This is a genomic window from Thiorhodococcus mannitoliphagus, from assembly GCF_010915725.1.
GTDB lineage: Bacteria > Pseudomonadota > Gammaproteobacteria > Chromatiales > Chromatiaceae > Thiorhodococcus > Thiorhodococcus mannitoliphagus.
Map to the genome: position 1 here is coordinate 36,457 of NZ_JAAIJR010000024.1, position 24,992 is coordinate 61,448.

Consider the following 24,992-nt stretch of genomic DNA (forward strand, 5'->3'; position numbering starts at 1 on the left):
CTTTCAGGGCGCAGCGATCAACCAGGCCAGGCTGCGCGGAGCAAATGGGGGAGCAGCTGTGCGGCCGTGCCTCGCAGATTGACGTCGGCCAATGGGTCGAGGGAGGTCGGCTCTGGGTTGATCTGAACCAGCTTGGCGCCCTTTCGATGTGCGATCCGCGGCAGGGCTGCCGCCGGGTATACCAGCGAGGATGTCCCGACGCTCATCAGCAGGTCACAGCTGCCGGCCGCCTTCTCGGAGGCCGTCCAGATGTCGGCCGGCAGCACCTCTCCGAACCACACCACGCCCGGGCGGATGTGATCGCCGCAGGAGGCGCAGGCGGGCGGCGGCATCGGCTGACCCTTGGGCGGTCGGCTGGCATCACGCTGGGGGAGGCGGTGCGGCTCGCCGCAGGCGCGGCAATAGGGGCGATGCAGACTGCCGTGCAGGCAGAGGACATCAGGGCTGCCAGCGCGCTCATGCAGCCCGTCGACGTTTTGGGTAATGAGGGTCAGTCGCTGAACCTGTACCGCCAGTTCGGCGATCGCGCGATGGGCTGCGTTCGGCTGGCACTCGAGCACTTGGCTGCGCCGCCATTCGTACCAACCCCAGACGAGGCTCGGGTCCGCGTCGAAGGCCTCAGGTGTTGCAAGCTGCATGGGGTCGAAGCGCGACCAGAAGCCGCTGAGCGCGTCGCGAAAGGTCGGGATGCCGCTTTCCTGAGACACGCCCGCGCCGGTGAGGATGGCGAGGTGCTTCGAGGTGCGCAGCCAGTCGAGCAGCGCAGGCGGGAATTGATCCTTTGTCATGAGTGGCTGCGCCGTCGGATCGGGCTGTGGCTCGGTGGGGTGCATGAGCCGCACCAGGGGACCTTGGGGACCTTGCGATCTGGCCGTGACCGCATCTGGCGCTTTGGTGAACAGATCGAACTTCTTAGAAAGTGACCATCAACAACTTCCCCCCTTTCGCAAAGGGGGGCTAGGGGGGATTCCGAGCGGCATCGCTTTCTTAGAAAGTGACCATCAACAACTTCCCCCCTTTCGCAAAGGTGGGCTAGGGGGGATTCCGGGCGGCATCGCTTTCTTAGGGCCATCGCTTGACGATCCTTAAGGGGCAGAGCCCTATTGTTCTCCGGCAGCCGGTGCGCCGTGAAGCTCGCCGCAATCTGCGGTACGTCGCGTCGGACCTGCGTGCGGCGAGAGCGGTGGCCAGCTGTCTCAGTGCCCGCTGAAGACCAGGGTCTGGATCGGCATGAGCAGCGCCTGGATGCGGAGAATCATCGCGTGCACGAGGCCGACTGTATCGATGGCGTGGAGCCCAAGCCATTGCAGGGTGCCGAGATCCTCCGACTGCAGTGCCTCGTGGTTGCTGGTGTAGGCGTTGGCGATGCAACTGCCGCCCTGGGGCAGATCGTCGAGCTGGCCAGGGTAGAGCGGCTCCATGACGACGGTGATCGAGCCGGGCTTGGCGAAATTTTGCACATCCATCAGCGTGTCGGTCGCGCGTACCTGGCCGGAGGCGATGACGTTCTGGACCTCGGTCACGACCATCGGCACGATCCGCCAAGGCATGGCGATGCAGGTCACCTCGCCGATCATGCCCACCTTTAACACCTGTGCCTCGATCTGCCCGAAACCGGCCATGAGGGCCGTGGCATGGCGCTCCGGCACCAGGACGCCGGCGGGTCTGAGCATGGGGTTGACGATGTCGCCCGGGCGCAGCGCGAACTGCTGCACGACGCCGTCCGTCCCAGCCACGACCAGGGTCTTCTCGAGTTCGACCTCGGCCTCGTGCAGCGCCGCCTCGGCGCTCGCCTTCTCCGCCGGGAACTTGAACTCGATCTCCGAGACAGTGGCCTCGCGGCTCGCGAGGGCCGCGTCCAGCGCACCTTGCTGGGTGTCGACCTGCACGCGCATCCGCTCGACTTCGCGTTCCGCGATCGCGCCGGCACTCTTGCGGTTCGCTTCGGCACGAGCCTCATACTCGTCCCTGGCCTGCTGCAGCGCGCCGCGCGCCTGGACGATGCGTCCGTCCGCTTCCGCAAGCCGGGACTTGGCCACGACGATAGCGGCCTCGATCTCCGCGACGCGCCGGCGGGCCGTGTCGACGTCCGCCTCCTGCGCGGTGCTGTCGAGCCGGAACAGTGGCTGCCCCTCCTCGACCCGCTGGTTCAGCTCGACGAAGGTCTCAGCCACCCGGCCGTTGATCTGCGGCAGCACGGTCACGGTGCGAAACACCGAAGTAGCGGACTTGGTCGAGGGGTGAAAGTAGAAGATCGTCGTGATTAGGGCCACCGTCAGGATCAGGCATAGGGTGATCCCCCAGCGCAATTCGAACCAGACCGAGAACAGCGTGATCTCCTGTCCGAACCGCTTGCCCTGCGCGTAGCGGCGATACAGATAGTCAGGCAGGATGGTCAATGTCGAACAGAAGAGCAGCTCCAACATCGCTTAGGTCTCCTGTTGCACGACGGGCGGATCATGGGGTGGGGCATCGGCCGGTCCTGGTGCTTCCGGCAAGGGCGTGGGCTCGGGCGCCGAAGCCGCGGGCTCGGCGCTGGCGGCGAGTCGGTCCAGCGAGCGGGCCATCGAGACCAGCGGCGTCGAGAAATCCGGCAAGGGCACGAAGGCGAGCAGCAGCCCGGCGACCCAGAACAGGTGGTTGTGCGTGAAGAGCGCCAGCAGGGCCAGCACCGCGACGAGTTCGAACTGTACCTTCTGGCCGCGATGCGCCATCTGCTCCGGCAAGGCGTGGATCTTGAAGTAGAAGATGCCGATGCCGATCACGGCAAATAGCACGAAGATGGCCATCACGAAGAACAGCACGTCGGTTTCCCCTGGTGCCGTGATGAAGGGGGGCAAGTGATGGATTGCGACCGGGTGTAGCGACTCCGCCATCCGCGAATCTCCGACTCGATGTTGTTTAGCGTTCAGTTACTCGATAGCGAGCAGTTACTCGTTAGCGAGTCGCAGTCTATCACTCTTGACAGCCTCAATAAGTTGGGTTTCAACTGCAGGGCGTGCTGATCCGCTGGCGCACTTAGGAAGTGTCCGCCAACAACTTCCCCCCTTTCGCAAAGGGGGGGCAGGGGGAATTTCGGGCGGCATCGCTCGCATCGGGAAACAATTGATGCGCATCTTCTTACGTACGCATCTTCATTAGTGCGCATCTTCTTAGAGTCTTGATTCCTGGATTCCTGGAGAAGAGGCATGATGAGGATCGCCGCGCCCGCCGCAATTCTGTTGGCCATTGTCGGCTGGGCCTTGACGCTGTTTGTTGGCAATGCCTTGCTGTCCGGAACCTCACCACCTATCGGTTTTATGTAGCCAGGGCTTCCGGCCCTGGCAAACCAGGCCAGGATGGCCTGGCTACGCAGGCTTGGAGCGGCTGTTCCGGTTGATTTCGGGAAACCGATAGGTGTTGAGGTCCGGAACCGCCATTGCAGCGCGTGCTTGCCAGACGCGCGGCGTTCAGGGGGCGTTTTTTGAGCATTGGAGCGCTCGTCCTGGCGGCTCCATTGTTTGCCGTCTATGCCGGCATTGTTGTGATTGGGGAGCTGGCCTGAAATCAGTTACGTAAATCGTATCAATATTGCTCCGGGCGTCGATCATCCCTTCATCCAAGTCGGCCAACGAATGCGTCGTCAGGCCAGCGATTCCCGCTCAGAAAACAAATAAACCATTGATTTAAATTATATTCATCCTGGCGGGGACCACTGTAGTCAGGCCATCCTGGCCTGACAGAATCAGGGCTGGAAGCCCTGACTACGAAGGGATGGCCAGCCGCTGGACCGAACGATGATCAAGGCCTTGCTCCGCATTGCCGTCCGCTTGGCGGATCAGGCAAGGTTGATCGAGCGATGATTCCATGCCACCTCGGGTGTTCGTTCAGATGGAAGCCTTCGACATTCACAGCCCCATCCATCGCATCAGCGTGGATCAGTTCCACCGGATGATCGACGCCGGTGTCTTTGCCGACGGTGACCGGGTGGAACTCATCGACGGGGAGATGCGCGATATGTCGCCAATTGGTCCACCGCATGGCGGTAGTACCAATAGTCTGACGATGATTTTCGCGCCTCCCCTGGCGGGCGTGGCCATTGTCAGCGTTCGGGGTCCGCTGGTGCTGGACGACGGCACCGAGGTCTATCCCGATCTGATGGTCCTGAAGCAACGTGATGACCGCTATGCCAGATCCAATCCGACCGCCGAGGATGTCCTGCTGTTGGTCGAGGTCGCGGATACCAGCCTCGCCCTGGATACGGGCGTGAAGCTCGCGAAATACGCTCGCGCCGGGATTCGCCGTTATTGGGTGGCCGACATCCCTCATCGCACCCTGCACGATTATCGCGATCCGGACCGCTTCGGTCAGCGTTACCGACAACTGCACTCGCTCCGCGAGGGATTGCTCGACATCCTGATCGAGGGCATCGAGATCCGGGTCGAGACCGCGGAGCTGTTTCCCGGCTGAGCGGCTATCGCAAGAATCCCGTCGGATCCGCTGCGCGGACCGCGAACGAGATCACCGACTGCGGCCGGTCATCTTTGACCGTACTGGAGCAACTCAAGGAGTGGGTGGAAGCAAGCCCTTTGCTCACGGCAGGTCGAACAGCAGAACCTCGGCATCTTCGATACCCACCAGCTCTAGCAGCGCATGCTTCTGTAGCTTCAGGCCGTCACCTTGTCTTAGGGTGATGCCGCCGACCCGAAGCTGGCCGCGTGCCAGGTGCAAATAGCCTTGCCGATCCTCCTCAAACCGGTAACCCAAGGTCTCACCCGGCGCCAGCAGGGCGCCGAACATCCGTGCATCCTGGTGCGTCGCGATGGAGCCATCCCGGCCGTCGGGCGATACCAGCGCTACCCAGCGACCACGGCGGTCCTCCAGCGGGAAGTGCCTCTGGTCGTAGCTCGGTGCGACGCCAATGGCATTCGGTTGCAGCCAGATCTGCAGGAAATGCACGGGTTCGCTCGCGGACGGGTTGTATTCGCTGTGGGTGATGCCGGTGCCGGCACTCATGCACTGCACATCGCCGGCACGGATCACCGAGCCGTTACCCATACTGTCCTTGTGCTCGAGCGCGCCTTCGAGCACGTAGCTGATGATTTCCATGTCCTTATGGCCGTGAGTCGGAAAGCCGCCGCCTGGAGCCACGGTGTCGTCGTTGATGACGCGCAGGTTGGAGACACCCATGTGCCGTGGATCGGAGTAACCGCCGAACGAGAAGCTGTGATAACTGTCCAGCCAGCCGTGATTGGCATGGCCCCGATCATCTGCCTTTCGTAGTCTCAACATGGTCTTGCCTCCAGCGTGGACGTCGTCGATGGCGATACCTTAGTGAAATACTCGATGAGGAAAAACCGCATGAAACGACATGAACTGTTACGTCAATCGAAATAATATCGGGTGCAGCTGGACGAATGGGGGCGTCGCCCATGGACGACAGAGAGGTCTTTTTCAGGGTGGTGGAGGCAAATGGCTTTGGCGCGGCGGCCCGACGCCTGGAGACCACGCCGGCCTCGGTGAGCCGTCGGGTCAAGGCCTTGGAGCAGCGCCTGGGGGTGCGCTTGTTGCAGCGGACCACGCGCAAACTCAGCCTGACCGACGCTGGTGAGCGCTACTTTCGCGAGGGGCGGGGCCTGCTGCATGCGTTGGGTGAACTCGAGCAGGCCCTGGCCGCCTCTGCGCGTGAGCCAGAAGGAGAACTGCGAGTTATCGCGCCAATGTCGTTCGGACAACGGCGTCTTGCGCCATTGGTTGCGCGGTTTGCGGCGTTACACAGCAAGCTGCGGATGTCGTTGCTTCTCGAAGATCGTGAAACCGACCTCTTCGACGAGGCGGCCGATCTGGCGATCCGCATCGGTTATCCCACCGACTCATCGATGATCGCGCGTGCCATTGCTCCGGTGCCACGCCATGCCTGCGCGTCGCCCGCATACCTTAAAGGGCGCGGCCATCCGGAAACGCCAGAGGACCTGTTGCACCACGATTGTCTGCATTACAACCTGATCTCGGAGCGCGAGGAGTGGACTTTTCGAGGCGACGACGGCGAGCAGACCCTGGCCATCAAAGGCCGCTTTTGCAGCAACAATGGCGATGTGCTGGCGGAGGCGGCCATGCAGGGCTTGGGAATTACCTTACTGCCAGATTTCATCGTTGAAGAGGGCCTGGCAGCGGGTCGATTGGTCAAGGTGCTCGAAGCGTACGAGCGCGCACCCATGACCTTGTTCGCCTTGTACCCCTCGCGCCAGCATGTTCCGGCAAAAACGCGCAAGTTCCTGGAGTACTTACTGGAGCACTTCGCCGCCAGCGGGTGAACGTCCTGTCGCGAGCGGCGCGTGCCGTGCCGGCGGTTCGAATTCAGCTCGCGGCGGGCTGCTGAGGGGCTGTGCATGGCAGGCTGAGCCTGAAGGTCGTGCCCTGGCCCGCGCGGCTGTCGATCTCAATGGTGCCGCCGAGCACGCTGGTCACGAGGTTGTAAACGATGTAGAGCCCCAGCCCGCTTCCGCCCTGTCCCAAACGGGTGGTGAAGAAGGGCTCGAAGATACGGGTTTGAATGGACTCCGGAATGCCGCTTCCGTTATCCCTGTAGCTGAGCACAACCTGCGCTGGCCGCTCCGACTGCGCCCTGATCTCGACGCAGCCGGCCTCTATGTCGGCGAAGCCATGGGACAGCGAATTGTCGATCAGATTGGTGATGATCTGCTCCAGGGGACCTGGGTAGCTGTCCAGCTCCAGCTCGGGAGGGATCCTGACCTCGATGCGGTGCGCCGTGCGTTTGACGGTCGGTCCCAGTGTCGCGAGCACCTCTTCCACCGTCTTACAGAGGTTGAAGCGGCGCCGGCGCACGCTGGTCTGATCGACGGCCACCTGCTTGAAGTGACCGATCAAGTCGGCGGCGCGCACCGTGTTGCGTTCGAGCAGGGCGACGGCCTCCCGCCCCTGCTCCAGAAAAGCGGTGAGTTGGGAGCGGCGCAGGGTGCCGGCCTCCACGACGGCGGCGAGCGTCTGGAGGTGTTCGGCAAGCGTACTGGCGACCATGCGCGCGTTGCCGAGCGGGGTGTTGAGTTCATGGGCCACGCCCGCGACCAGGTGGCCTAGGGCGGCCAGTTTCTCGGCCTGGACCAGCTGGGTCATGGCCTGTTGCAGCGCGGCGGTGCGCTCGGTCACGAGTTCTTCCAGGTGTTCCCGATGTTGCCGCAGCTCCTCTTCGGCGCGCATGCGTTCGGTGATGTCGATGGCGACCCCAATGACACCGTTCGGTTGGCCGTCTCGATCCAAGTAGGGCGAGTAGAACGTATCGAAGATGGCATCGCCCACATTGTTCGTGACATGCGCAAACTCGCCAGATAGTGCGTTGCGGATGCTATCGACGACCGACGGATAGGCTTGATAGAGATCGAAGGCCGACTGGCCAAGCACCTGGCCTGGAGTCAGCCCGAGACGGGAGAGACTCTGGCCTTCCGAGAGCAGGAAGACGCCGTGGCGGTCGAGGATGAAGGTGATCGCCTGCGCGTTCTGCACGACCGCGCGGAACTTGTGTTCACTCGCCCGCAAGGCTTCCTCCGCACACTGCCGCTCGCTAATATCGCGCACGAAGGCAAAATCGTATTCCTGGCCCTCGTAGTCGACGTAGTTGGCCATGACTTCGACAGGGAAGATGACGCCGTCCCGACGTCGATGCCGGGTTTCGAACCGGCGTCTCTTGATCGCGCAGGTGCGTTTCCAGTGCTCTGACCATCGCTGCGGCGAGAAATCCGGATCGATGTCCCACACGCCCATGCCCAACAGCTCGTCACGCGTATAACCGAGTGACTCGCAGGCTTGGTCGTTGACTTGGATGAAACGGCCTTGCGGCGTGATCCAGAACACCGCGTCCGCGGAGCGTAGGATGGAGAGCTGCGCCAGGCGCAATGCCCGATCGGCCCGCTTGCGCTCGGTGATGTCCTGAACCGCCGAGAGCAGAACAGGCTGGCCGTTGAGGCTGATAATCTCGGCGGACCACAGTTGATCGCGCTCCTCGCCCGTCTTGCCTCGTATACGGACCGGGACATCTCGCATCGATCCATCTGCCTTGAGGGCCGAGATCAGCTCGGCACGCGCCCCAGTGTCGACCCAAAGAGCGATTTCTTTCGTAGTGCGCCCAATCACCTCTTCCCGTCGATACCCCATGGTATCCAGCCAATGATCGTTCGCATCGATGATGCGCCCGTCTTCGAGCGTGGAGATGACTGTCGGCGCTGGGCTGGCGCGAAAGGCCTTGGCGAAGCGCTCTTCGCTCGCCCGCAACTCGGACTCGGCGGCCTTGCGCTCGGAGATGTCCTGTACGAAGGAGAAGGCATACTCCTCGCTTCCCATGCAGATATAGTTGCTCGTCCCCTCGATCGGGAAGAGGGTTCCGTCTGTGCGCCGATGGCAGGACTCGAAGGTGTGCGATTTCAGCCGTCGAAGCTGATCCCATATTTCGTCGGCCATCTCGGGAGCAACATTTGGATCGAAGTCCCAAACGTAGAGCCCAACCAGTTCCTCGCGGCTGTATCCCAGGCTGTCGGCGGCGGCCTGGTTGACATCGATGACCTGTCCCTTTGCGCTGAGCCAGTAGAAACCGGTGCGACTCATGTCGATGGCGGTGCGGGCCAATTGGAGCGCTCGCTCAGTGCGCTTGCGTTCGGTGATATCCACCATGCAGGCCAGGAGGTTCGTGAAAGGACCATGAGGCTCGGGCAGGGCGACCGAGAGCAGCAGATCTAGGTGCTCGCCTTGCAGGGTGCGATGGACCATTTCCATCTCGACATGGCGGCGACCCTCCGCGAGGGCGACCAGGATCTCTCTGACTGCCGGGAGCGCTTCCGGCTGCGCGATCGCGTCGATCGCGTCGATCGAGCCGATGAGCTCGTCCTTGCGCGTCGCGCCGAACAGACTCAGCGCCTGCTGGTTCACGTCCACCGTTCGTGAGCGCCGCAGAATATCGGCCACCAGCTCGGGATGCCGCTCGAGGTGGCCGCGAACATCGCTGATGCCTTGCGCCCGCAACGCATCGACGGCGGCCTTGCCGGCAGCCATATCACCCTCCCAGATGGCCACGGCCGCCGTTTCGAACATCGCGCGATAGCGCCGCTCGCTTGCTTGCAAGGCTCGCTCGGCGTGCTTCTGCTCGGTCAGATCATGGACCGAGGAGAGGATGACGGATTCCTCTCCGAGGGTGATGATCTCGGCCGACCAGAGGACGTCCCTCAGGTTGCCCTTACGGGTGCGAAAAACGACCGGAACGTTCTGAAAAGTCGCCGTTTCCCGCCGATGGGCAATCATGCGGCCCCGCTGTTCAGGGTCGATCCACATGTCGAGCTCCAGGGTGGTCCGGCCGATGAGCGTCTCTGCCTCGGCCTCCAGCAAGCCGCACCAGCGCTGATTCACGTCGAGAATACGACCTTCATCGATCGTCGCCACGAGCATGGGCGCAGGACTGGAGCGGAAGGTCTTGGCGAAGCGCTGCTCGCTCGCCTGGAGCCGCTGGAGCAGCAGATGAACCGAGAGCGCCTCGCTCGCCCGTTCCGCGATGGCCTGGAACAACCGCTTCTCCGCGCTGGTCCAGTGCCGCGGGGCGGCGCATTGCTGGAGGCCCAGTAGCCAGGGTTGGTCCGCTTGCGGATAGAGCACTGTCGCTAACTGGCTTTGGATGCCATAACGCTGGGCCATGGAGACAGACTCGGAGGCTTCGGCGAACTGAATCGTCAACGGCCCTCGGTGGCTCAGCGCCTGGCGGAGATGATCCCTGAAGTCATCGCCCGGAACGAATTCAACCCCGTCCGGGCCGACATTCCTGTCCGCGAAGACCCCGGGCCATTCGGGCCGGAACGCCTCGATTCGGATCCGGAAGGTAGCGGCATCCGGATCGCAGGGATGCAGAAAGAAGACGCGGTCGGCCTGGAAAATATCCAGAATCTCGCTGGCCAGCTCGGTGATGAGACCAACATCATGCAGGCGTCCCGTCAGGATGCGCGAGATCCTGTCGAGTTCCTCCAGGAAGCGGCCGTGGTCGCGCAGGCTTCGCTCGGACTCAATGCGCTCGCTGATGTCCAGCAGGGTGCCGATCAGGCGCAGGGGCCGGCCGACGGCGTCGCGTTGAACGACCTGGGCATGCGAGCGAACCCACAACCAATCGCCGGAGCGCATACGCAGACGATGCTCGGCGGCGAAGTCCGCACGCCCGCCATCGAGGCAGTCCTGGTAGAGTTCCAAGACCCCATCGCGCTCATCCGGATGCAGCCAACTCTCCCAGAGGGCCGGCGTCAGCTCCAACTCGGACGGCTCGTAGCCCAGCATCCGGGCATAGGCGTCGCTGAAGACGCTCGTGCCGCTGATCACATCCAGGTCGAACAGCCCCTGGCCGGACACCGCCAGCGCCAGCGCCAGGCGCTCCTCGCTCTCGCGCAGGGCGTTTTCCGCAAGGCGCTGAGGCGTCAGCGGGTAGACGAGGGCGTAGTTGTAGTGGCGACCTTCGAGTTCGACAACTTGGGCGAGGATCTCGACTTGCTGCCGCGAGCCATCCCGGTGCCGGTGAGTGGTTTGAAAGCGGAGCCTCTCGACCCGACACAGCTCGTCCCAATGCGCAGGCCAACGCTCGCGCGGAAAGTCGGTGTCCAGGTCCCATACCGTGAGTCCCCGCAGTTCCTCGCGAGAATATCCGAGCGCCTGAGCAGCAGGCTCGCTCCCATCGAGGATCCGGCCATCGGCGCGAATCCAAAACACCTGGGCCTCGCTGGGCAGATCGTTTGCGAAGGCATTCAAGGGCAGCACCTTCTAAACCGCGTCCAGGTTGTCCCGCGCGGTCAGCCAAGTCTCCAATTCGGTTGCGGGCATTGGACGGGCGAAGAGAAAGCCCTGGCCTTCTTTACAGCCTAACTGCAAGAGATGGCTGCGCTGCGCTTCGTTTTCGACGCCCTCGGCGATGGTGATCAGATCGAGCTGACGCCCCAGCGCGATGACCAGCTCTGCGATGCCGCTGTTATCGCCGCGCCCGTCGATCTCACTGATGAAGCTGCGGTCGATCTTGAGTCGGTCGACTTTGAGCTGCTTGAGGATGCTCAGGGACGAATAGCCGGTCCCGAAGTCATCCAAGGCTAAGGATATGCCCATGTCGCGGATCTCGGCGATCTTGGCGGCGGTCGAATCGATATGGCCGATCGCAACCGACTCAGTTAGCTCCAGCTCAAGCAACTCGACATTGACCCGGCAGTCCTCAAGCACGCGCTCGAGCATGGGGACGAACCCGGGCTCACGGAACTGGGTGTGTGAGACATTGATGGCCATCCGGAAATCGGGGTAACCCAGATCAGCCAGATGCCTCAACTGGCGGCACGCCGTGCGCAGGACCCATTCGCCAATGGGGATCATCAAGCCGGACTGCTCGGCCAGCGGAATGAATCGGTCTGGAGGAATGGAGTGGCCTTCTTGCGTCTGCCAGCGCAACAGTGCTTCTGCCCCCAGCACCTTGCCGCTGATCAGATCGACCTGCGGTTGATAGGCGAGAAAGAGGCGCTCGGCGGAAAAGGCGGCACGCAGGTCGGTCAGCAGGTGGATGCGCGCGCGCGCCGCCTCGCTCAGGTCGGCGGAGAAAGGGGTCGCTCGACCCCGGTTAAGAACCTTGGCCTGCTTCAGGGCAATGCTCGCATCCTTCAGCACGTCCTCGCCCTTAATCGAGCCATCACCGAGTTCGATCAGGCTGGCGGTTGCCGAGACGCGGATGACTTCACCCTGCACCGCGAAAGGCGCCGCGAAGATTTGCTCGATAACGTCCTGGGTCAGTGTCCCCGACGGCCCGAGCACGCCGAAGGTATCGCCCGCGAAACGCGCCAGAACCGAGGATGGGCCAAAGGTTTCCGCCAGGCGATCCGCTACGGTCCGCAGCACCAGGTCGCCGAAACGATAGTCGAGCACCGTGTTGATCTCGGCAAAATCATCCAGGTCGATCAAGGCGAGGCTGATGTCTTCATTGCCGACCCGCTCGGTGATGAGCTGAATGAAGCGATTGCGATTCGGCAGGCCTAGCAGTTGGTCGTAATAGGCGAAGTCGTGCAGACGCTCTTGCAGAAGGACATTCTCGAAGCCGACCGTGACATTGGCGCAGAAGACCTGCAGCAGATTGTGATTGACCGGGTCCAGGGTGGAGACGTTGACGAAGGCGGCAATGCCCTGCGTCTCGCGGACACCGAAGTAGAGGCAGGTACCGCTCGAGAACAGATGCTCCTGACGGCTGATGCACTGCTGCAGGATCCCACGCAAACCGACATCGGGGAGATCGTCCAGCGGACAGTGGATCAGCTCGCGATAGCGACCGGCGGCGGCGATGACGCGGGTTGGTCCGGTTTGCGGATTCGAGGCGGCGCAGATCAGGCCGTCTGGGGCGATTCCCAGGAGGGCTGACAGCTGGGTGACGACCCCCTCGGCATAGAGCCTTAGGGCGCGAATCTTGCTGAGACCGGTGCTGCCAGAGACGATCAGCTCAAGCCCCCGACGGCTCATCTCAAGCTGACGAATCTGCCGATAGGAGCGGATTGCCACGGCGAGGGTGGTGAAGAGACGTACCCGCGTGAGTTCCGACTTGGTCTTGTAGTCGTTGATGTCGTAGGTGCGGATGGTCTCGATCTCAGGCGCGTAGCCAGGCTGGCCAGTGCGCAGAACGATGCGGACCGCGGCATTGCCAAGCTCCTCGCGAATGCGCTTGACCAGGCGCAGACCGGCGTCTTCCGACTCCATGACCACGTCGAGCAGAACGACCGCAAAGTCGGGCTCGCTCGTGAGAATCTGATAAGCCTCCAGCGCCGAACCCGCGTGAGAGAACCGAAGCAGCTTTCCCTCGACGGACAGATTGCGCAGCGCCAGCTCAGTGGCCTCATGGACATCCGCCTCATCGTCGACGATCAGGATGTGCCATGACTCGGTGGTCGTTGGTCGCTCCTCAACCTCATCCTCGGCGAAACTGAGGAGGTCGTCATCCTTGCAGATTGGGTAGCTCATGAATTTTCCGCTATCTTGATTCGGTCTCGACCTTGGGGCGAAATCTTGTAGCGCGTCCAGTACGACAAGCGTATTTCGTAGGTGCGGCTTCAGCCGCACGACAGGAACCGGTTTTGCCAGTGCGGTTGAAACCGCACCCGCACTAAAACGGCGCGTCCCATCCGTGACGCAGTCTCAGTCGAGCCAAAGAGATCGCCAGGAAGGTTACCCGAGGTGCGTCGGAAAGTCAGAAAAGTCAAGCACCCCAGATGCCGGTCACCACTCTCAAATGCTATGAAGAACCTGTAGACTCCCTGGCCCTATTTTCGTTTACGCCAGCTGTCCAAGAGGCGAGACAATCCCCTGCGCCGCTCTTCTGCCAGTCAAATCGGCTTCCAATCGTGCACCGTGTCAAACGGTAGCATCTGGTCCGCATCGTGGCCGTGACGGCCAACACAGCTCGCGGACCTTGGCGCGTCCTTGTTGCCGCGCGCCGGGCGGTTCGTTCGCATCACCCCTGCGTCAGGTCAGGCGGGCGCATGGCAAATCCCGAGTCGACCGCTTGCGATCGACGGCCCGCGACGGTGCTGGCTGCTTGTGCGGGGATTGCGGGAGACTCAATGCCCGGATCGGATCCTCGATGCCAAAAGACATTCGAACACAATACTCTTGCGGAATGTGCTTGATACCCGACGCGAGCCCCCATTCTGCCCCCGCAACTCCGTTTCGTGATCAGTTGCTGAGATTAAAGCCTTCCCCGAGACCAGACTATGCCCGTTGCCTTAGACACTCAGTGTCAGCATTGCCGATGCCCGCGCACACGTTGCTGAATAGAGATGACGAGCCGGTATTTCCAGTTTGAGGAACGGAAACGACCGAAGTCGTCATGACTTTATCTCAATAATACTGCTTTGCTACCTTAATGCGTCTGATTTAGAAAATGGTCACTCTGCGTGACCTGGAAAGCTGGCTGCTCTTGGTGGCGCAAACGCCTCTTTGACATGCCCTGGGACCCCAGTGATCAGGGGTTTGATCTTGATTAAGGCTTTTTGGGTCAGAGGTATAGATCAAATTGGAGTCTGGCAAAGTAGAAATAAGGATACCAGGAACATGCAACGCTACCTTCTGACCGACTATAATAACGCCTCTGCAGAAACACGAGATGTTTATGACGACTTCATGCGGACAACGGGGGAAAGCTCGGTCCCGATCTGGCTACAGAGCCTCGGGCACAGCGCTCCGCTCGCCCGCGCCTATTGGGAACGCGCGAAGGGAACGCTCTTCAGCGGCAGCCTGCCCTTGCCGCTCAAGGAGATGATCGTCTTCGTGGTGTCGGCCAGGCATGGGGCTCGATACTGCTCGGCCTGCCACGCTCAGAATGTCCTCAGTCTCGACCAGGCACTTGAATTCAAGGATTTGCACGCCTTCGTCACGGCCGGCGCGGAGCGAAACCTGCCGCCCTACTACGAGCATGTCGTCGCCTTTGCCGAGAAGGTCGTCGCCGACGCCAATCAGGTCACGGACGAGGACTTCGAGATGCTGATGGACGAGGGCTTCAGTCGGGAGGAGATCTGCGAAATCATCGCAGTCATCGATCTGGCATCCATGTTCAACATCTACACCAGCGCATTGAAGTTGGATTTGGATCCAAACTATCGGGCGATTCTCTAAAGCCTGGCATAAGATCGGATCATGGACAGGAATCCGACCTCGCCCTGGCAGGAGCGCACCACGCAACAGCTCGTGCGGTACGAGGCTGTCTTCAAGCTGCTCGACGATATTCAGCAGACCGAGAGTGTCGAGGAGATTGCACGGCGGGTCTCACGGCATTGGAAGTATTTTGCCAATGTCACCTGCTGGCGGCTCGTGCTACCCAAGGATGAGGGCTTCCAGGTCATCGACAGCTCACGCGGGGAGGCGCAACTGGCGAGTGTCGTGGCGCTCGACGCCTGGGACGCCTTCCACCTGTCCCAACAGAAACCACGCCTCGTCAGGCCGGCGGAGCTGTCCGAGCCGCCGTATCCCCCCGAGCACCTGGCCGGCAAAGCGATCACCGAGATCCAGGTGCTGCCCTTTGTCCGTCTGGGCCAGTGCATTGGGCTACTGAGCACCGCGGCACGCCACGAGCCGTTCAACGAGCTGGACATCAAGTTCATTCGGCTCTTCGGCAGCCACTTGACCGATCGTCTGTCCAGCATCGAGCTGCGCCGACAGGCGATGAACGCCCTCGTCGACAAGGCGACCCGCGATGCCCTGACGGGCCTGCTGAACCGCGGCGCCATCATCGAGCGGCTCGACAGGCAGCTCGCGCAAGCGGCCGCTTGCGGCGAGCCGCTCAGCGTCATCCTGGCCGACCTCGACTTCTTCAAAGCCATCAACGACAACCATGGTCACCTCGCCGGTGATCAGGTGCTGCGCGAGGTGTCGCGCAGATTGCAGGCACAGACCCTCTCCGGGGACAGTTTGGGACGCTATGGAGGGGAGGAGTTTCTGTTCATCCTCTATCCGTGCAGCGCGGAAGACGCTGAACAGGCGGCCGAGCGCCTGCGTCGGATCGTCGCCGAAAACCCGATCAAGATTGACGCGGAGCCGCCCCGGGCTCTTGGCGCCACCATCAGTTTGGGAGCGGCGAGTACGCGTGGACATGACCGTTGCAGGCTCGAGGAGTTGATCAAGCGCGCCGACGACGCGCTCTACCAGTCAAAGGCCGCTGGGCGTAACCGGGTGACGGTTGGATGAACGGCAGCCCATTCTCGCGTGCGGCCAGTCTAGCGCGAGCGCCTTGGGGGTCCCGGCGGGCGTTGTTGGATCTGCTGATCGAAGCAGGCGATCAACCGCTGTTTCTAGCCATTCAACGCGGACTGGCGCTGGTGCTGCCGCTGATCATGGTCGGTGCCCTCGCCATCCTGGTCCGGGACTTCCCGTCCGCCAGCATCCAGCAGATGCTCGACGCTGCCTTGGGTGCGCAGTGGCGGACCCGGTGCGGAAACCTGATCGACGGCACCTTCGGCATCGCCTCGCTCGCGTTGCTGTGCGCCCTGAGCGGAACCATGGCGACGCTGCACAACCAACGCCATTCTGGCCCCCATGTCAGCCCGATCATGGCGGCGGTCGTGGTGTTGTCGTGCTTTTTCGTGATCACGGCGGCGGGAGATACGACGACGTGGCGCGAACTTTTTTCGCTGAACCGCGGTCTGCTGGTGGCAATGGGCGTTGCCGCGCTCGGTTCCTGGATCTTCCTGCGCCTGGCCCAGATCGAATGGCTGCAGCTGCGGTTCCGCATGATGGGCAGCGATCCGGTGGTGCGCGATATCCTGATGATCACACCGGCGGGCATGCTCACGATCCTCTGCTTTGGCGGCCTGCAATGGGCGCTCACGGCGGCTGGAGTTGTCGATCTCTATGCGAGCACGCGCGAGTGGGTGGAATCTCCGTTCACGGATGCCGGCAGTGGTCTTGGTTCCGGACTGGCCTATGTGAGCCTGTCCCAAATCCTCTGGTTCTTCGGCGCCCATGGTCCCAACCTGCTCTTTGCCGTCGAGGAGCATCTGCTCATTCCGGCCGGGCTTGCGAATGCCGCCGCGCTGCAGTCGGGCGCCGAGCCAGCCTTCATCATCACCAAACCCTTCATTGATGCCTTTGCACGCCTCGGTGGCTCGGGCAGCTCGCTCTGTCTCATTATCGCCATCCTCTTCGCCAGTCGTGATGTCGGCAGCCGTAGGCTCGCGGTCTTCGCACTCTTCCCGGCACTCTTCAATGTGAACGAGCCGCTCCTCTTTGGTATCCCGCTGATCCTGAATCCGAGCTACCTGATTCCCTTTCTCCTCACGCCCGTGATCCAGACCTTGACGGCCTTTGGCGCGACAGCGCTCGAACTGGTCCCCCATACGACGATCGTGATGCCCTGGACGACACCGCCCCTCATCAGTGGATTCGTCGCGACCGGCTCTGCGGCAGGCGTGGTCATGCAGCTGATCAACCTCGCATTGGGGGCCATCATCTACGTGCCCTTTGTGCGCTTCTCCGACCGCGTGCGCGAGCACCGTGGCAAGCGTGTGATGAGTGGGCTCCTGCGCGCGGCGGAGAGCAGCGAAACCGGGGTCGGCGGCCGCAAGTGCCTCGATCGGCTCGGTGATGAAGGTCGGCTGGCGAAGGCATTGGCGGACGATCTTGCCCTCGCGCTCAAGGGAAACACCCAGCTCTTCCTCGAATACCAGCCGCAGATTGGCGCCAAGCGAGACGTCGTGCATGGGGTCGAGGCGCTGCTGCGTTGGAACCATCCCGTCTATGGACGCGTCCCGCCTCCGGTGACCGTGGCCATCGCGGAGGACATGGGCATGATCGATCGGCTCGGCGCCTTCGTCCTCGCTGCGGCCTGCACTCAGCGGGCGGCGTGGTGCGGACAGGTGCCGGACACGCTGATCCTCTCGGTCAACGTGTCGCCGCGAGAGCTGTTGAGCCCTGTCTTCGCCCGCACCGTGATCGCGGTTCTGGAGCAGAGCGGGCTTGCCCCGCACCTGCTCGAACTGGAGATCACCGAATCGACGGTGCTCATTCCAGACAGGCTCGCGCTGGACTCCCTGCGACACTTGCGCGAGATGGGTATTCGCATCGCAATTGATGACTTCGGCATGGGGCATGCCTCACTGCGCTATCTGCAGGAGCTACCCATCGATACGGTCAAGATCGATCGCTCCCTGACAAGCGGCGGCCCGGGCGGCCTCAACGAACACATCGTGCGCAGCATCAACGAGTTGAGCCGGTCTCTCGGTATCCTCACCATCGTCGAAGGCGTCGAGCTCGACACGCAGCTGTCACGATTCCTCGCGCTGGGGTGCGACACCTTTCAGGGCTATCTCTTCAGCCGACCGCTCACGCCTGGCGATTGTCTGAGCTTCATTGGCGCGAGGCAGAACAACAGGCAGCCGATCGGTGCCCCCAACACTTGCGATCACTCCGTCATGGTCTCGCGAGAGACCCTTTGAAGGAGCATTGCTGACTCCCGAACGCGCGCTGTTGGACCTCGGTCGAGGTCGGACAGCACGCCCGCATGCTCGGATGGTCAGCCTATGCCGCTGATCGATCCTCGCCGACCAGGATGGTCGTATCGTTCAGGTAGGTGTGCTTGGGGATGACCAAGTTGGTCGGGGCGGGCACGTTCTTGAAGACGCGGGCAGCCAGGTCGAAGCGCGAGCCGTGGCAGGGGCAGAAGAAGCCGCCTTTCCATTCTGCTCCGAGGTCTTCGGGCGCGAATTCCGGGCGATAGATCGGCGAGCAGCCCAGGTGGGTGCAGATGCCGATGGCGACGAGATACTCCGATTTGATCGACCGGGTTGGGTTCTGGCAGTACTCGGGCTGCTGCGGGACTTCCGAGCTGGGATCAACGAGCTTGGGGTCGTTGCTCGCCAGGGCCTCCAGCATTGTGGGCGTGCGGTGGACGATCCACACCGGCTTGCCGCGCCACTTCACCCGCAGCAAGGCACCAGGCTCCAACTTGCTGATGTCGGCCTCGACCGGTGCTCCCGCCGCCCGGGCGCGGGCGCTCGGGTTCATGGATGCGACGAAGGGGACGGCGGCATAGGCGGCGCCGACTCCCCCGATGGTTGCTGTGGCTGCCACCAGAAGCCGCCGTCTCGTCTTATCTACGCTTTGGATGCTCATGAGCCACTTACTCCAGGCTTGGTTGCGGCCGGCCTCGGCCTCGTTCTGACTCGACCGTGCGGCACGCATCACTACGGTGGGTTTTGATTACTGCCAGCATTCTCCGAGATTGTCCGACCAAAACACCCTGACATCTGTCAATGCAAAACGCACATATGTGCGTTTTAATCGAACCCTGCTCGGCGCTGGACGGCGCCATGTCATTGGTGCGGGTGCTTTGCCTGGGTCGAACGCCCAGTGACGAGCCGCTTCTGCCATCCGCGCCCCTGAGGGCGCCAGTGCCCAAGGGAGAGTCCATGCCAGGTCGACGCAGACGGGCGAGGTGCATCGACTTCGCCCCGACTCATCTTTGCTTCAAGCCCTGCGGTCGGCCTGGCCGGGACAGGGAGCGGATCAGTTTGCGCGCGGATGAGTTCGAGGCGGTCCGCCTGGCGGACCTCGAGGGGCTCTATCAGGAAGCGGCGGCCCGGCGGATGGGTATCTCACGGACCACCTTATCGCGCACGCTCGCCGAGGCACGCCGCAAGATCGCGGAGGCCTTGGTCGAGGGCAAGCGGCTCGTCGTGGAGCTGGATCAGAAGCGCTCCTCGGCCGATGCCGAAGTTGACGGCGACTATGCAGACAACCGGCCGTCCTTAGCGGCCGAAGCGACTAAACAACATCGAGGACGAAAGCATGAAGAAGATTGTCTTGACGGCGAATGACGACCGCGGCTTGGATGGCGCCATGTCCATGCATTTCGGCCACTGCACGCATTTCGTGCTGGCCAGCGTGGACGCGGACAACCAGGTCACCTCTACCGAGGTGCACGCGAATCCCTACGCCGAGCGCCATGAGCCGGGTCAGATCCCGGAATTCATCAAGGGCTTGGGGGCCGACGTGGTGGTTGCGGGCGGCATGGGCGGAAAGGCCCTGCAGTGGTTCGAGCAGCTTGGAGTCCAGGTGGTGACGGGTGCGCGCTCGGGTGTCGGTGAGACGCTCGACGCCTATCTCGCGGGTGCCGTCTCCGGGGTATCCGAATGCAACCACGAGCACTGATGCAGATTGCGCGCAGCCCCGGGAGGGCCAGAGCATGAGCAAGATTCTTGCGACATCCACGGGTACGGAGCTGGACTCGGCCATCGATCCGCGCTTCGGCCGCAGCGCCTATTTCGCCCTGATCGACCAGGGCACGGGTGCGCTCGAGGCAATCCCCAACCCCTTTCTCGATGCAGCGAGCGGCGCCGGTACCCAGGCCGCCCAATGGGTTCTCGAGCAGGGCGTAGACGTGCTCGTGACTGGACGTTGCGGTCCCAAGGCGGCGGCGGTGCTGGAAGGCTCCGGCGTCCGCGTGATCGAGGGTGCCTCGGGCAGCGTGCGCGAGGCCGTGGTCGAGGTCGCTGCTGAGCCATGACGGCGCTCACCATCGCGGTCGCCAGCGGCAAGGGTGGAACCGGCAAGACCAGCGTCGCGGCCAGTCTGGCGCTCGCGGCGCCGAGTGCCCAGTACATCGACTGTGACGTCGAGACGCCGAACGGGCACCTCTTTCTCCATCCGGAGATTCGGCAGCGCGGTGAAGTGCGCATGCGCACGCCGCAGATCGACGCCGACAGCTGCACCCTCTGCGGCGAATGCGCTCAGGCCTGCGAATTCAATGCACTCGCCGTGACCAGGGATAAGGTGCTGGTCTTCGCCGAGCTCTGCCACGGCTGTGGTGTCTGCTCCTACGTCTGCCGTGTGGAAGGCGCTATCACGGAGGTTCAGCGCGGCATCGGTCTGCTCGAGATGGGGGAATCCGCGCGCGCGGGTGAGGCGCCGCTGCAATTCGCCAAAGGCACGCTCAATATCGGCGAGACCGGCTCGGTCGGTGTCATCAAGGCGGTCAAGCAGTATGCGACCCATGATGGCTTGCGGGTGCTGGATGCGCCGGCTGGAACGGCCTGTCCCATGGTGGAGACGGTGCAGGGTGTCGACTACTGCCTGCTGGTCACCGAGCCGACCCCCTTCGGGCTGCATGACCTCAAGCTGGCGGTCGAGGTGGTCCGCAGGCTCGGCGTACCCTGCGGCGTGGTGCTGAATCGCTGTGATATCGGCGACGATCGGGTCAAGGACTACTGCCAAGCCGAGGAGATTCCGCTGCTGATGGAGATCCCCTTCGAGCGTGGCCTGGCCGAGGCCTACGCGCGAGGTATTCCCTGGGTCGAGGCCAGGCCCGAGTACCGCGACAGGTTTCAGGGGCTAGTGCGGGCGATCCAAGAGGAGCTGGACTCATGAAAGAGCTGACCATCCTGAGCGGCAAGGGCGGCACCGGCAAGACGACGGTCAGCGCCGCCTTCGCCTCCCTAGCGCCGAGCAAGGTGATGGCCGACTGCGATGTCGATGCCTCCAACCTGCATCTCTTGCTGGCTCCCGAGCCGCGGCAGAGTGCCGATTTCATGGCCATGCGCAGTCCGCGCATCGATGCGGAGCTGTGCGCCGACTGCGGCTACTGCGAGTCCTGGTGCCGCTTCGACGCCATCAAGCTGGATTTCGACGACGGCTATGTCATCGATGAACTCGCCTGCGAGCATTGCGGCCTCTGCGCCCTGGTCTGTCCCGAGACCGCGATCATCATGGAAGATCATGTCTGCGGCGAATGGATGGTCTCGGATACCGGCAAGGGGACCCTGGTCCACGCCCGGCTGGGCGTGGGCGAGGACAACAGCGGCAAGCTGGTCACGCTGGTGCGCCGCGAGGCACGGCGGGCGGCGGCGGCCGAGGGCGCGGCGCTCGTCCTCAACGATGGCCCACCCGGCATCGGCTGTCCGGCGACTGCGGCCATCACTGGTGCGGACCTGGTGCTTGCCGTGACCGAGCCGACCCCGTCCGGCATGCACGACTTGGAGCGCGTGGCAGAGCTGTGCAAGCACTTCAAGGTGCCGCTCGGTGTCTGCACCAACAAGTATGACCTGGACGCCGAGAAGAGCGCGGCGATTCGCGATTGGTGCCAGTCGAGCGGCGTCGATCTGCTCGGCGAGATTCCCTTCGATCCGGCCGTCACCAAGGCGCTGATGGCGCAACGGACTGTGATCGACAGTGACTGCGGTGCCGTTTCGACCGCCGTCACCGCACTCTGGGAGGCGGTCTCGACCCGATTGGATCAGCTGCCCGGATCGCCGTAGAAGACGTAGTTGGTCGAGTAGTCGCTGATCTCGAAATAGACCTTCTTTTCGCCGTTGTCCTGGACACCGTTCTGATTGGTGTCAAGCACGCCATAGCCAAAGCGGTATGGCCGCGCGCCGGCGCCCTGAGTGGCTCCGGCCGTGGTCAGCTTGTCGATCTTGATGAATCGGCGCACCAGCTTTTCGCCGGCGTAGACCTCCAGCACGCCGTCGGCGCCCGTCCAATTTTGCAGTGAGCGGCCGATCTTGTTCTGGGTCTCCTGGGTGCAGCCCGTTGCGATCAAGGCGGTGGTCGCGAGTGCCAGCAATGCTGTCTTCATCCTCGTGCTCCTCTGTTGAAACGGAATAGAGAGCGGCCCGCTGTGCCGCTTAGAAAGCGTCCATCAAAAACTTCCCCCCTTTCGCAAAGGGCTAACTTCCCCCCCTTTAGCAAAGGGGGGCTAGGGGGGATTCCGGGCGGCATCGCTCGCATCTGGGCCTTGATCATCGTTTCGTTGCGCCGATCGCTTGTGCCTATCTGTAGTCAGGGCTTCTAGCCCTGAGATCGTCAGGCCAAGATGGCCTGACTACAGAGTCAGCTTTGCAGCCGGCCGGAACGATGATCAAGGCTTGCATCGGGAAACAATTGATGGACACTTGCTTAGGCATTGTGCCATCAACCTAGAAAGCGCAGTTGCAACCGGACTCGAGCGTCGTGCAGCTCGGGGCCTGGCATGGTCAAATGGTGCCTTGGTGGCCGTGCGCGACCTCGTGGTGCGCGGCGCAGTGGAGCGGAGGGCACATGTCTCCCCAACCGAGACGCATCCTCATCGTCGAGGACGAGCAGGCGATCGCCGACACGCTCATCTACGCGCTGCGCACGGAAGGCTTTGGCACAAGCCATTGCCTGCTGGGGCGTGAGGGGCTCGCCCAGGCGAGTGACGGGGGCGTGGATCTCATGATCCTGGACATTGGCCTGCCGGACTTGAGCGGTTTCGAGGTTTGCCGTGAGCTGCGCCGGAGCAGCGAACTGCCCGTGCTCTTCCTGACCGCGCGCGGCGACGAGATCGATCGTATCGTCGGGCTGGAGCTGGGCGCGGACGACTATGTGGTCAAGCCCTTCAGTCCACGCGAGGTGGCGGTGCGGGTGCGCCGCATCCTGCATCGGCTGGCGCCCGAGCGGCTGGCCGCGTCACCGACCACGGAGAGTCCTTTCGAGATCGACGCGGCGCAACGCGCGATCCGCTACTACGGCACCGCGCTCGAGCTGACGCGCTATGAGTACGAGCTTCTGACAACCCTCATCGGCGCGCCGTCGCGCGTCTTCAGCCGCGCCCAGTTGATGCAGCACGTCTGGACCCACCCCGAGCACAGCCTGGAGCGTACCGTCGATACTCACATCAAGACGCTGCGCGCCAAGCTGCGCGCGGTCCGCCCCGATCTGGACCTGATCCGCACCCACCGTGGCTTGGGCTATGCCTTGGAGATGCCGAGGTGAGGATCTCGCTCCAGGTCGCGGCCGGCTACTTTCTGATCGTCGGCTTGGCGGCCTGGTTCGTGCTGGATGTCTTCGTCGAAGAGGTCAAGCCAGGGGTGCGCGACACCATGGAAGACACCCTGATCGACAGCGCCAATCTCATCGCCGAACTCGTTGCGCCTGCCTTGACTGGCCCGCCGGAGCCAAGGGCCGCAGCAGGGGCGCGCATCGCCGCCGCGCTCGGGCGTTATCGCGGTCGGACCGTCGATGCAAGGATCTGGGGGCACAGCAAGCGCAGTCTCGATCTGCGGATCTTCGTCACCGATGCCGATGGCCGGGTCATCTACTCCACCGAGCCGGACCAGATCGGCCGCGACTACTCGCGCTGGAACGACGTCTATCTCACGCTTACGGGCCGCTACGGGGCGCGCTCCACGCGCATGCGTCCGGACGACGACACTTCATCGGTGATGCACGTGGCCGCCCCGATTCTGGATGCGGAGCGCATCCTTGGCGTCGTCAGCGTGGCCAAGCCGGGCAATAGCGTGGCGCCGATCGTGGAGGGCAGCAAGGCCAAGATTCGTGAGCGCGGCATGGTCCTCTTGGCCATCGCGGCGCTTATCGGCGGGCTCTTTACCTGGCATCTCACCCGAGCGATCGGGCGGTTGCGCCGTTACGCGCTCGCGGTCACGGCGGGCCGTCGCGGCACGCCGCCCCTCTCCAAGGCGCGCGAGCTTGCCGATCTGGCGGATGCCCTCGGGGAGATGCGCGAACGCTTGGAGGGCAAGCAATATGTCGAGCGTTATCTGCACACCCTGACGCATGAACTCAAGAGTCCCTTGGCGGCGATCCGTGGTGCCGCGGAGTTGCTGGGTGAGGCGGACATGCCGCCGGCCGAGCGGGTGCGATTCCTCGACAACATCCGCGAGCAGTCGGATCGGCTGGCCCAGGTCGCCGAGCGTTTGTTGGAGCTGGCGCGCGTCGAGCAGCAGCAGACCCTCGCGGACTCTGAGCGCATCGATCTCACTACCCTGATCCGCAGCACTGCCGAGGCAGCCGCGCCGCTCGCCGCCCAGCGCGGCATTCGTCTCCAGGTCGACGCCGATGGGCCGCATGAGGTCCAAGGCGATGCCTTCCTCTTGGGCCGCGCACTGGCGAACCTGCTCGATAACGCCCTAGGCTTTTCACCCGACGCGGGTCTGGTTGTATTCGCGCTGCGCGCCCTTGATCCAGAGGATCGCCGTGGGGCGCCGGCCCTGGTCGAGGTCTGCATCGACGACCAGGGCCCCGGCATTCCCGACTATGCAGCAGACAAGCTCTTCGAGCGCTTCTTCTCGCTGCCTTGTCCTGGGGCCAGCCGCAAAGGCACCGGCCTGGGCCTGAGCTTCGTCCGCGAGGTCGCCGAGCTGCATGGCGGATCTATCGAGCTGGAAAATCGCGCGCCAACCGGGGCGCGAGCGCGGTTGAGGCTGCCGACCTTGATGAGCTGACCCGCCAGGTCTCATGAGTCCGTCAGATCCCTTGCGGTCTTTTTCCTCGGTGAAAGGCCCCCCTGTTGTCGTTCACGTTATTCTGCGAATTCTTCTCAGAATAATTCCCGCTAGAACTGCCAGTTTCCGCCACCGCTGCTGTCGAGGCCTGTGAGCCACGACGATGTCCGTCTTGGGCCTTCATGGTGGCAGCAGCCGGCCAGTTGCTGACATTCGGCCAACGCCAGCGAGCGACCGCAATGGCCTCTTCCGTGGACGTTGGAGTCCGTCTGC

The 24,992-nt window shown here is 63.0% G+C and carries 20 protein-coding genes; 12 read left to right on the plus strand and 8 right to left on the minus strand.

Annotation, left to right across the window (positions count from 1 at the left end):
• Window positions 1-17 precede the first annotated feature (17 nt).
• From G3480_RS07995 to G3480_RS08005, 3 genes are all read right to left on the minus strand, one after another.
• Window positions 18-788: an SIR2 family NAD-dependent protein deacylase gene (locus G3480_RS07995; RefSeq protein ID WP_164653356.1), complete on the minus strand. Its 771-nt coding sequence runs from the start codon at window positions 786-788 to the stop codon at window positions 18-20.
• A gap of 408 nt (window positions 789-1,196) precedes the next feature.
• Window positions 1,197-2,426 (minus strand): HlyD family secretion protein, encoded by a 1,230-nt coding sequence (locus G3480_RS08000; protein WP_164653357.1) that lies wholly within the window; start codon window positions 2,424-2,426, stop codon window positions 1,197-1,199.
• 3 nt (window positions 2,427-2,429) lie between these two features.
• Window positions 2,430-2,876: a hypothetical protein gene (locus G3480_RS08005; protein WP_164653358.1), complete on the minus strand. Its 447-nt coding sequence runs from the start codon at window positions 2,874-2,876 to the stop codon at window positions 2,430-2,432.
• 970 nt (window positions 2,877-3,846) lie between these two features.
• Between G3480_RS08005 and G3480_RS08010 the strand changes: the two genes are divergently transcribed.
• Entirely contained in the window at window positions 3,847-4,449 is a 603-nt protein-coding gene (locus tag G3480_RS08010) for a Uma2 family endonuclease (protein WP_164653359.1), read from the plus strand.
• Window positions 4,450-4,572: 123 nt separating this feature from the next.
• On the opposite strand, the gene G3480_RS08015 is transcribed toward G3480_RS08010, so the two are convergent.
• Complete coding sequence (locus tag G3480_RS08015) at window positions 4,573-5,271, minus strand: pirin family protein (RefSeq protein WP_164653360.1); 699 nt, start codon at window positions 5,269-5,271, stop codon at window positions 4,573-4,575.
• Between the two features lie 140 nt (window positions 5,272-5,411).
• On the opposite strand from G3480_RS08015, the gene G3480_RS08020 reads away from it, so the two are divergent.
• Window positions 5,412-6,293, plus strand: a complete 882-nt coding sequence (locus tag G3480_RS08020; protein ID WP_164653361.1) for a LysR family transcriptional regulator — start codon at window positions 5,412-5,414, stop codon at window positions 6,291-6,293.
• Window positions 6,294-6,336: 43 nt separating this feature from the next.
• Here the strand turns inward: G3480_RS08020 and G3480_RS08025 are convergent, their stop codons facing one another.
• The gene (locus G3480_RS08025) at window positions 6,337-10,764 is read right to left on the minus strand and encodes a PAS domain S-box protein (protein WP_164653362.1); all 4,428 of its coding nucleotides are present in this window, start codon (window positions 10,762-10,764) and stop codon (window positions 6,337-6,339) included.
• Between the two features lie 12 nt (window positions 10,765-10,776).
• A complete protein-coding gene (locus tag G3480_RS08030) occupies window positions 10,777-12,993 on the minus strand; it encodes a GGDEF/EAL domain-containing response regulator (RefSeq protein ID WP_164653363.1) in 2,217 nt (738 codons plus the stop codon).
• Between the two features lie 1,089 nt (window positions 12,994-14,082).
• On the opposite strand from G3480_RS08030, the gene G3480_RS08035 reads away from it, so the two are divergent.
• The 3 genes from G3480_RS08035 to G3480_RS08045 all read left to right on the plus strand — a co-directional run bounded on the left by G3480_RS08035 (window position 14,083) and on the right by G3480_RS08045 (window position 17,957).
• Window positions 14,083-14,643, plus strand: coding sequence for a carboxymuconolactone decarboxylase family protein (locus G3480_RS08035; RefSeq protein ID WP_164653364.1), 561 nt, complete (start codon window positions 14,083-14,085; stop codon window positions 14,641-14,643).
• A 21-nt stretch (window positions 14,644-14,664) separates the two neighbouring features.
• On the plus strand, window positions 14,665-15,711 hold the full coding sequence (locus tag G3480_RS08040; protein WP_164653365.1) for a GGDEF domain-containing protein: 1,047 nt from the start codon (window positions 14,665-14,667) through the stop codon (window positions 15,709-15,711).
• Window positions 15,712-15,776: 65 nt separating this feature from the next.
• The gene (locus tag G3480_RS08045; RefSeq protein WP_240905672.1) at window positions 15,777-17,957 is read left to right on the plus strand and encodes an EAL domain-containing protein; all 2,181 of its coding nucleotides are present in this window, start codon (window positions 15,777-15,779) and stop codon (window positions 17,955-17,957) included.
• An 82-nt stretch (window positions 17,958-18,039) separates the two neighbouring features.
• Here the strand turns inward: G3480_RS08045 and petA are convergent, their stop codons facing one another.
• On the minus strand, window positions 18,040-18,633 hold the full coding sequence (gene petA / locus G3480_RS08050; RefSeq protein ID WP_164653367.1) for a ubiquinol-cytochrome c reductase iron-sulfur subunit: 594 nt from the start codon (window positions 18,631-18,633) through the stop codon (window positions 18,040-18,042).
• 296 nt (window positions 18,634-18,929) lie between these two features.
• On the opposite strand from petA, the gene G3480_RS08055 reads away from it, so the two are divergent.
• From G3480_RS08055 to G3480_RS08075, 5 genes are read left to right on the plus strand one after another with little or no spacing between them, the layout of a single operon-like run.
• A complete protein-coding gene (locus tag G3480_RS08055) occupies window positions 18,930-19,337 on the plus strand; it encodes a DUF134 domain-containing protein (protein ID WP_164653368.1) in 408 nt (135 codons plus the stop codon).
• Complete coding sequence (locus tag G3480_RS08060; protein ID WP_164653369.1) at window positions 19,309-19,671, plus strand: NifB/NifX family molybdenum-iron cluster-binding protein; 363 nt, start codon at window positions 19,309-19,311, stop codon at window positions 19,669-19,671. The genes G3480_RS08055 and G3480_RS08060 overlap by 29 nt, the downstream gene beginning before the upstream one ends.
• A gap of 34 nt (window positions 19,672-19,705) precedes the next feature.
• Complete coding sequence (locus G3480_RS08065) at window positions 19,706-20,026, plus strand: NifB/NifX family molybdenum-iron cluster-binding protein (protein ID WP_164653370.1); 321 nt, start codon at window positions 19,706-19,708, stop codon at window positions 20,024-20,026.
• The gene (locus tag G3480_RS08070; protein ID WP_164653371.1) at window positions 20,023-20,886 is read left to right on the plus strand and encodes an ATP-binding protein; all 864 of its coding nucleotides are present in this window, start codon (window positions 20,023-20,025) and stop codon (window positions 20,884-20,886) included. The genes G3480_RS08065 and G3480_RS08070 overlap by 4 nt, the downstream gene beginning before the upstream one ends.
• On the plus strand, window positions 20,883-21,773 hold the full coding sequence (locus G3480_RS08075; protein ID WP_164653372.1) for an ATP-binding protein: 891 nt from the start codon (window positions 20,883-20,885) through the stop codon (window positions 21,771-21,773). The genes G3480_RS08070 and G3480_RS08075 overlap by 4 nt, the downstream gene beginning before the upstream one ends.
• Here the strand turns inward: G3480_RS08075 and G3480_RS08080 are convergent.
• Window positions 21,752-22,093, minus strand: a complete 342-nt coding sequence (locus tag G3480_RS08080; protein ID WP_164653373.1) for a hypothetical protein — start codon at window positions 22,091-22,093, stop codon at window positions 21,752-21,754. The two genes, G3480_RS08075 and G3480_RS08080, sit on opposite strands and share 22 nt — an antisense overlap.
• 461 nt (window positions 22,094-22,554) lie before the next feature.
• Here G3480_RS08080 and creB point away from each other — a divergent pair, with 461 nt between their 5' ends.
• Together creB and creC are read left to right on the plus strand one after the other, a co-directional pair.
• Window positions 22,555-23,250, plus strand: a complete 696-nt coding sequence (gene creB, locus G3480_RS08085) for a two-component system response regulator CreB (RefSeq protein ID WP_164653374.1) — start codon at window positions 22,555-22,557, stop codon at window positions 23,248-23,250.
• Window positions 23,247-24,719, plus strand: a complete 1,473-nt coding sequence (creC, locus tag G3480_RS08090) for a two-component system sensor histidine kinase CreC (protein ID WP_164653375.1) — start codon at window positions 23,247-23,249, stop codon at window positions 24,717-24,719. The genes creB and creC overlap by 4 nt, the downstream gene beginning before the upstream one ends.
• Window positions 24,720-24,992 lie beyond the last annotated feature (273 nt).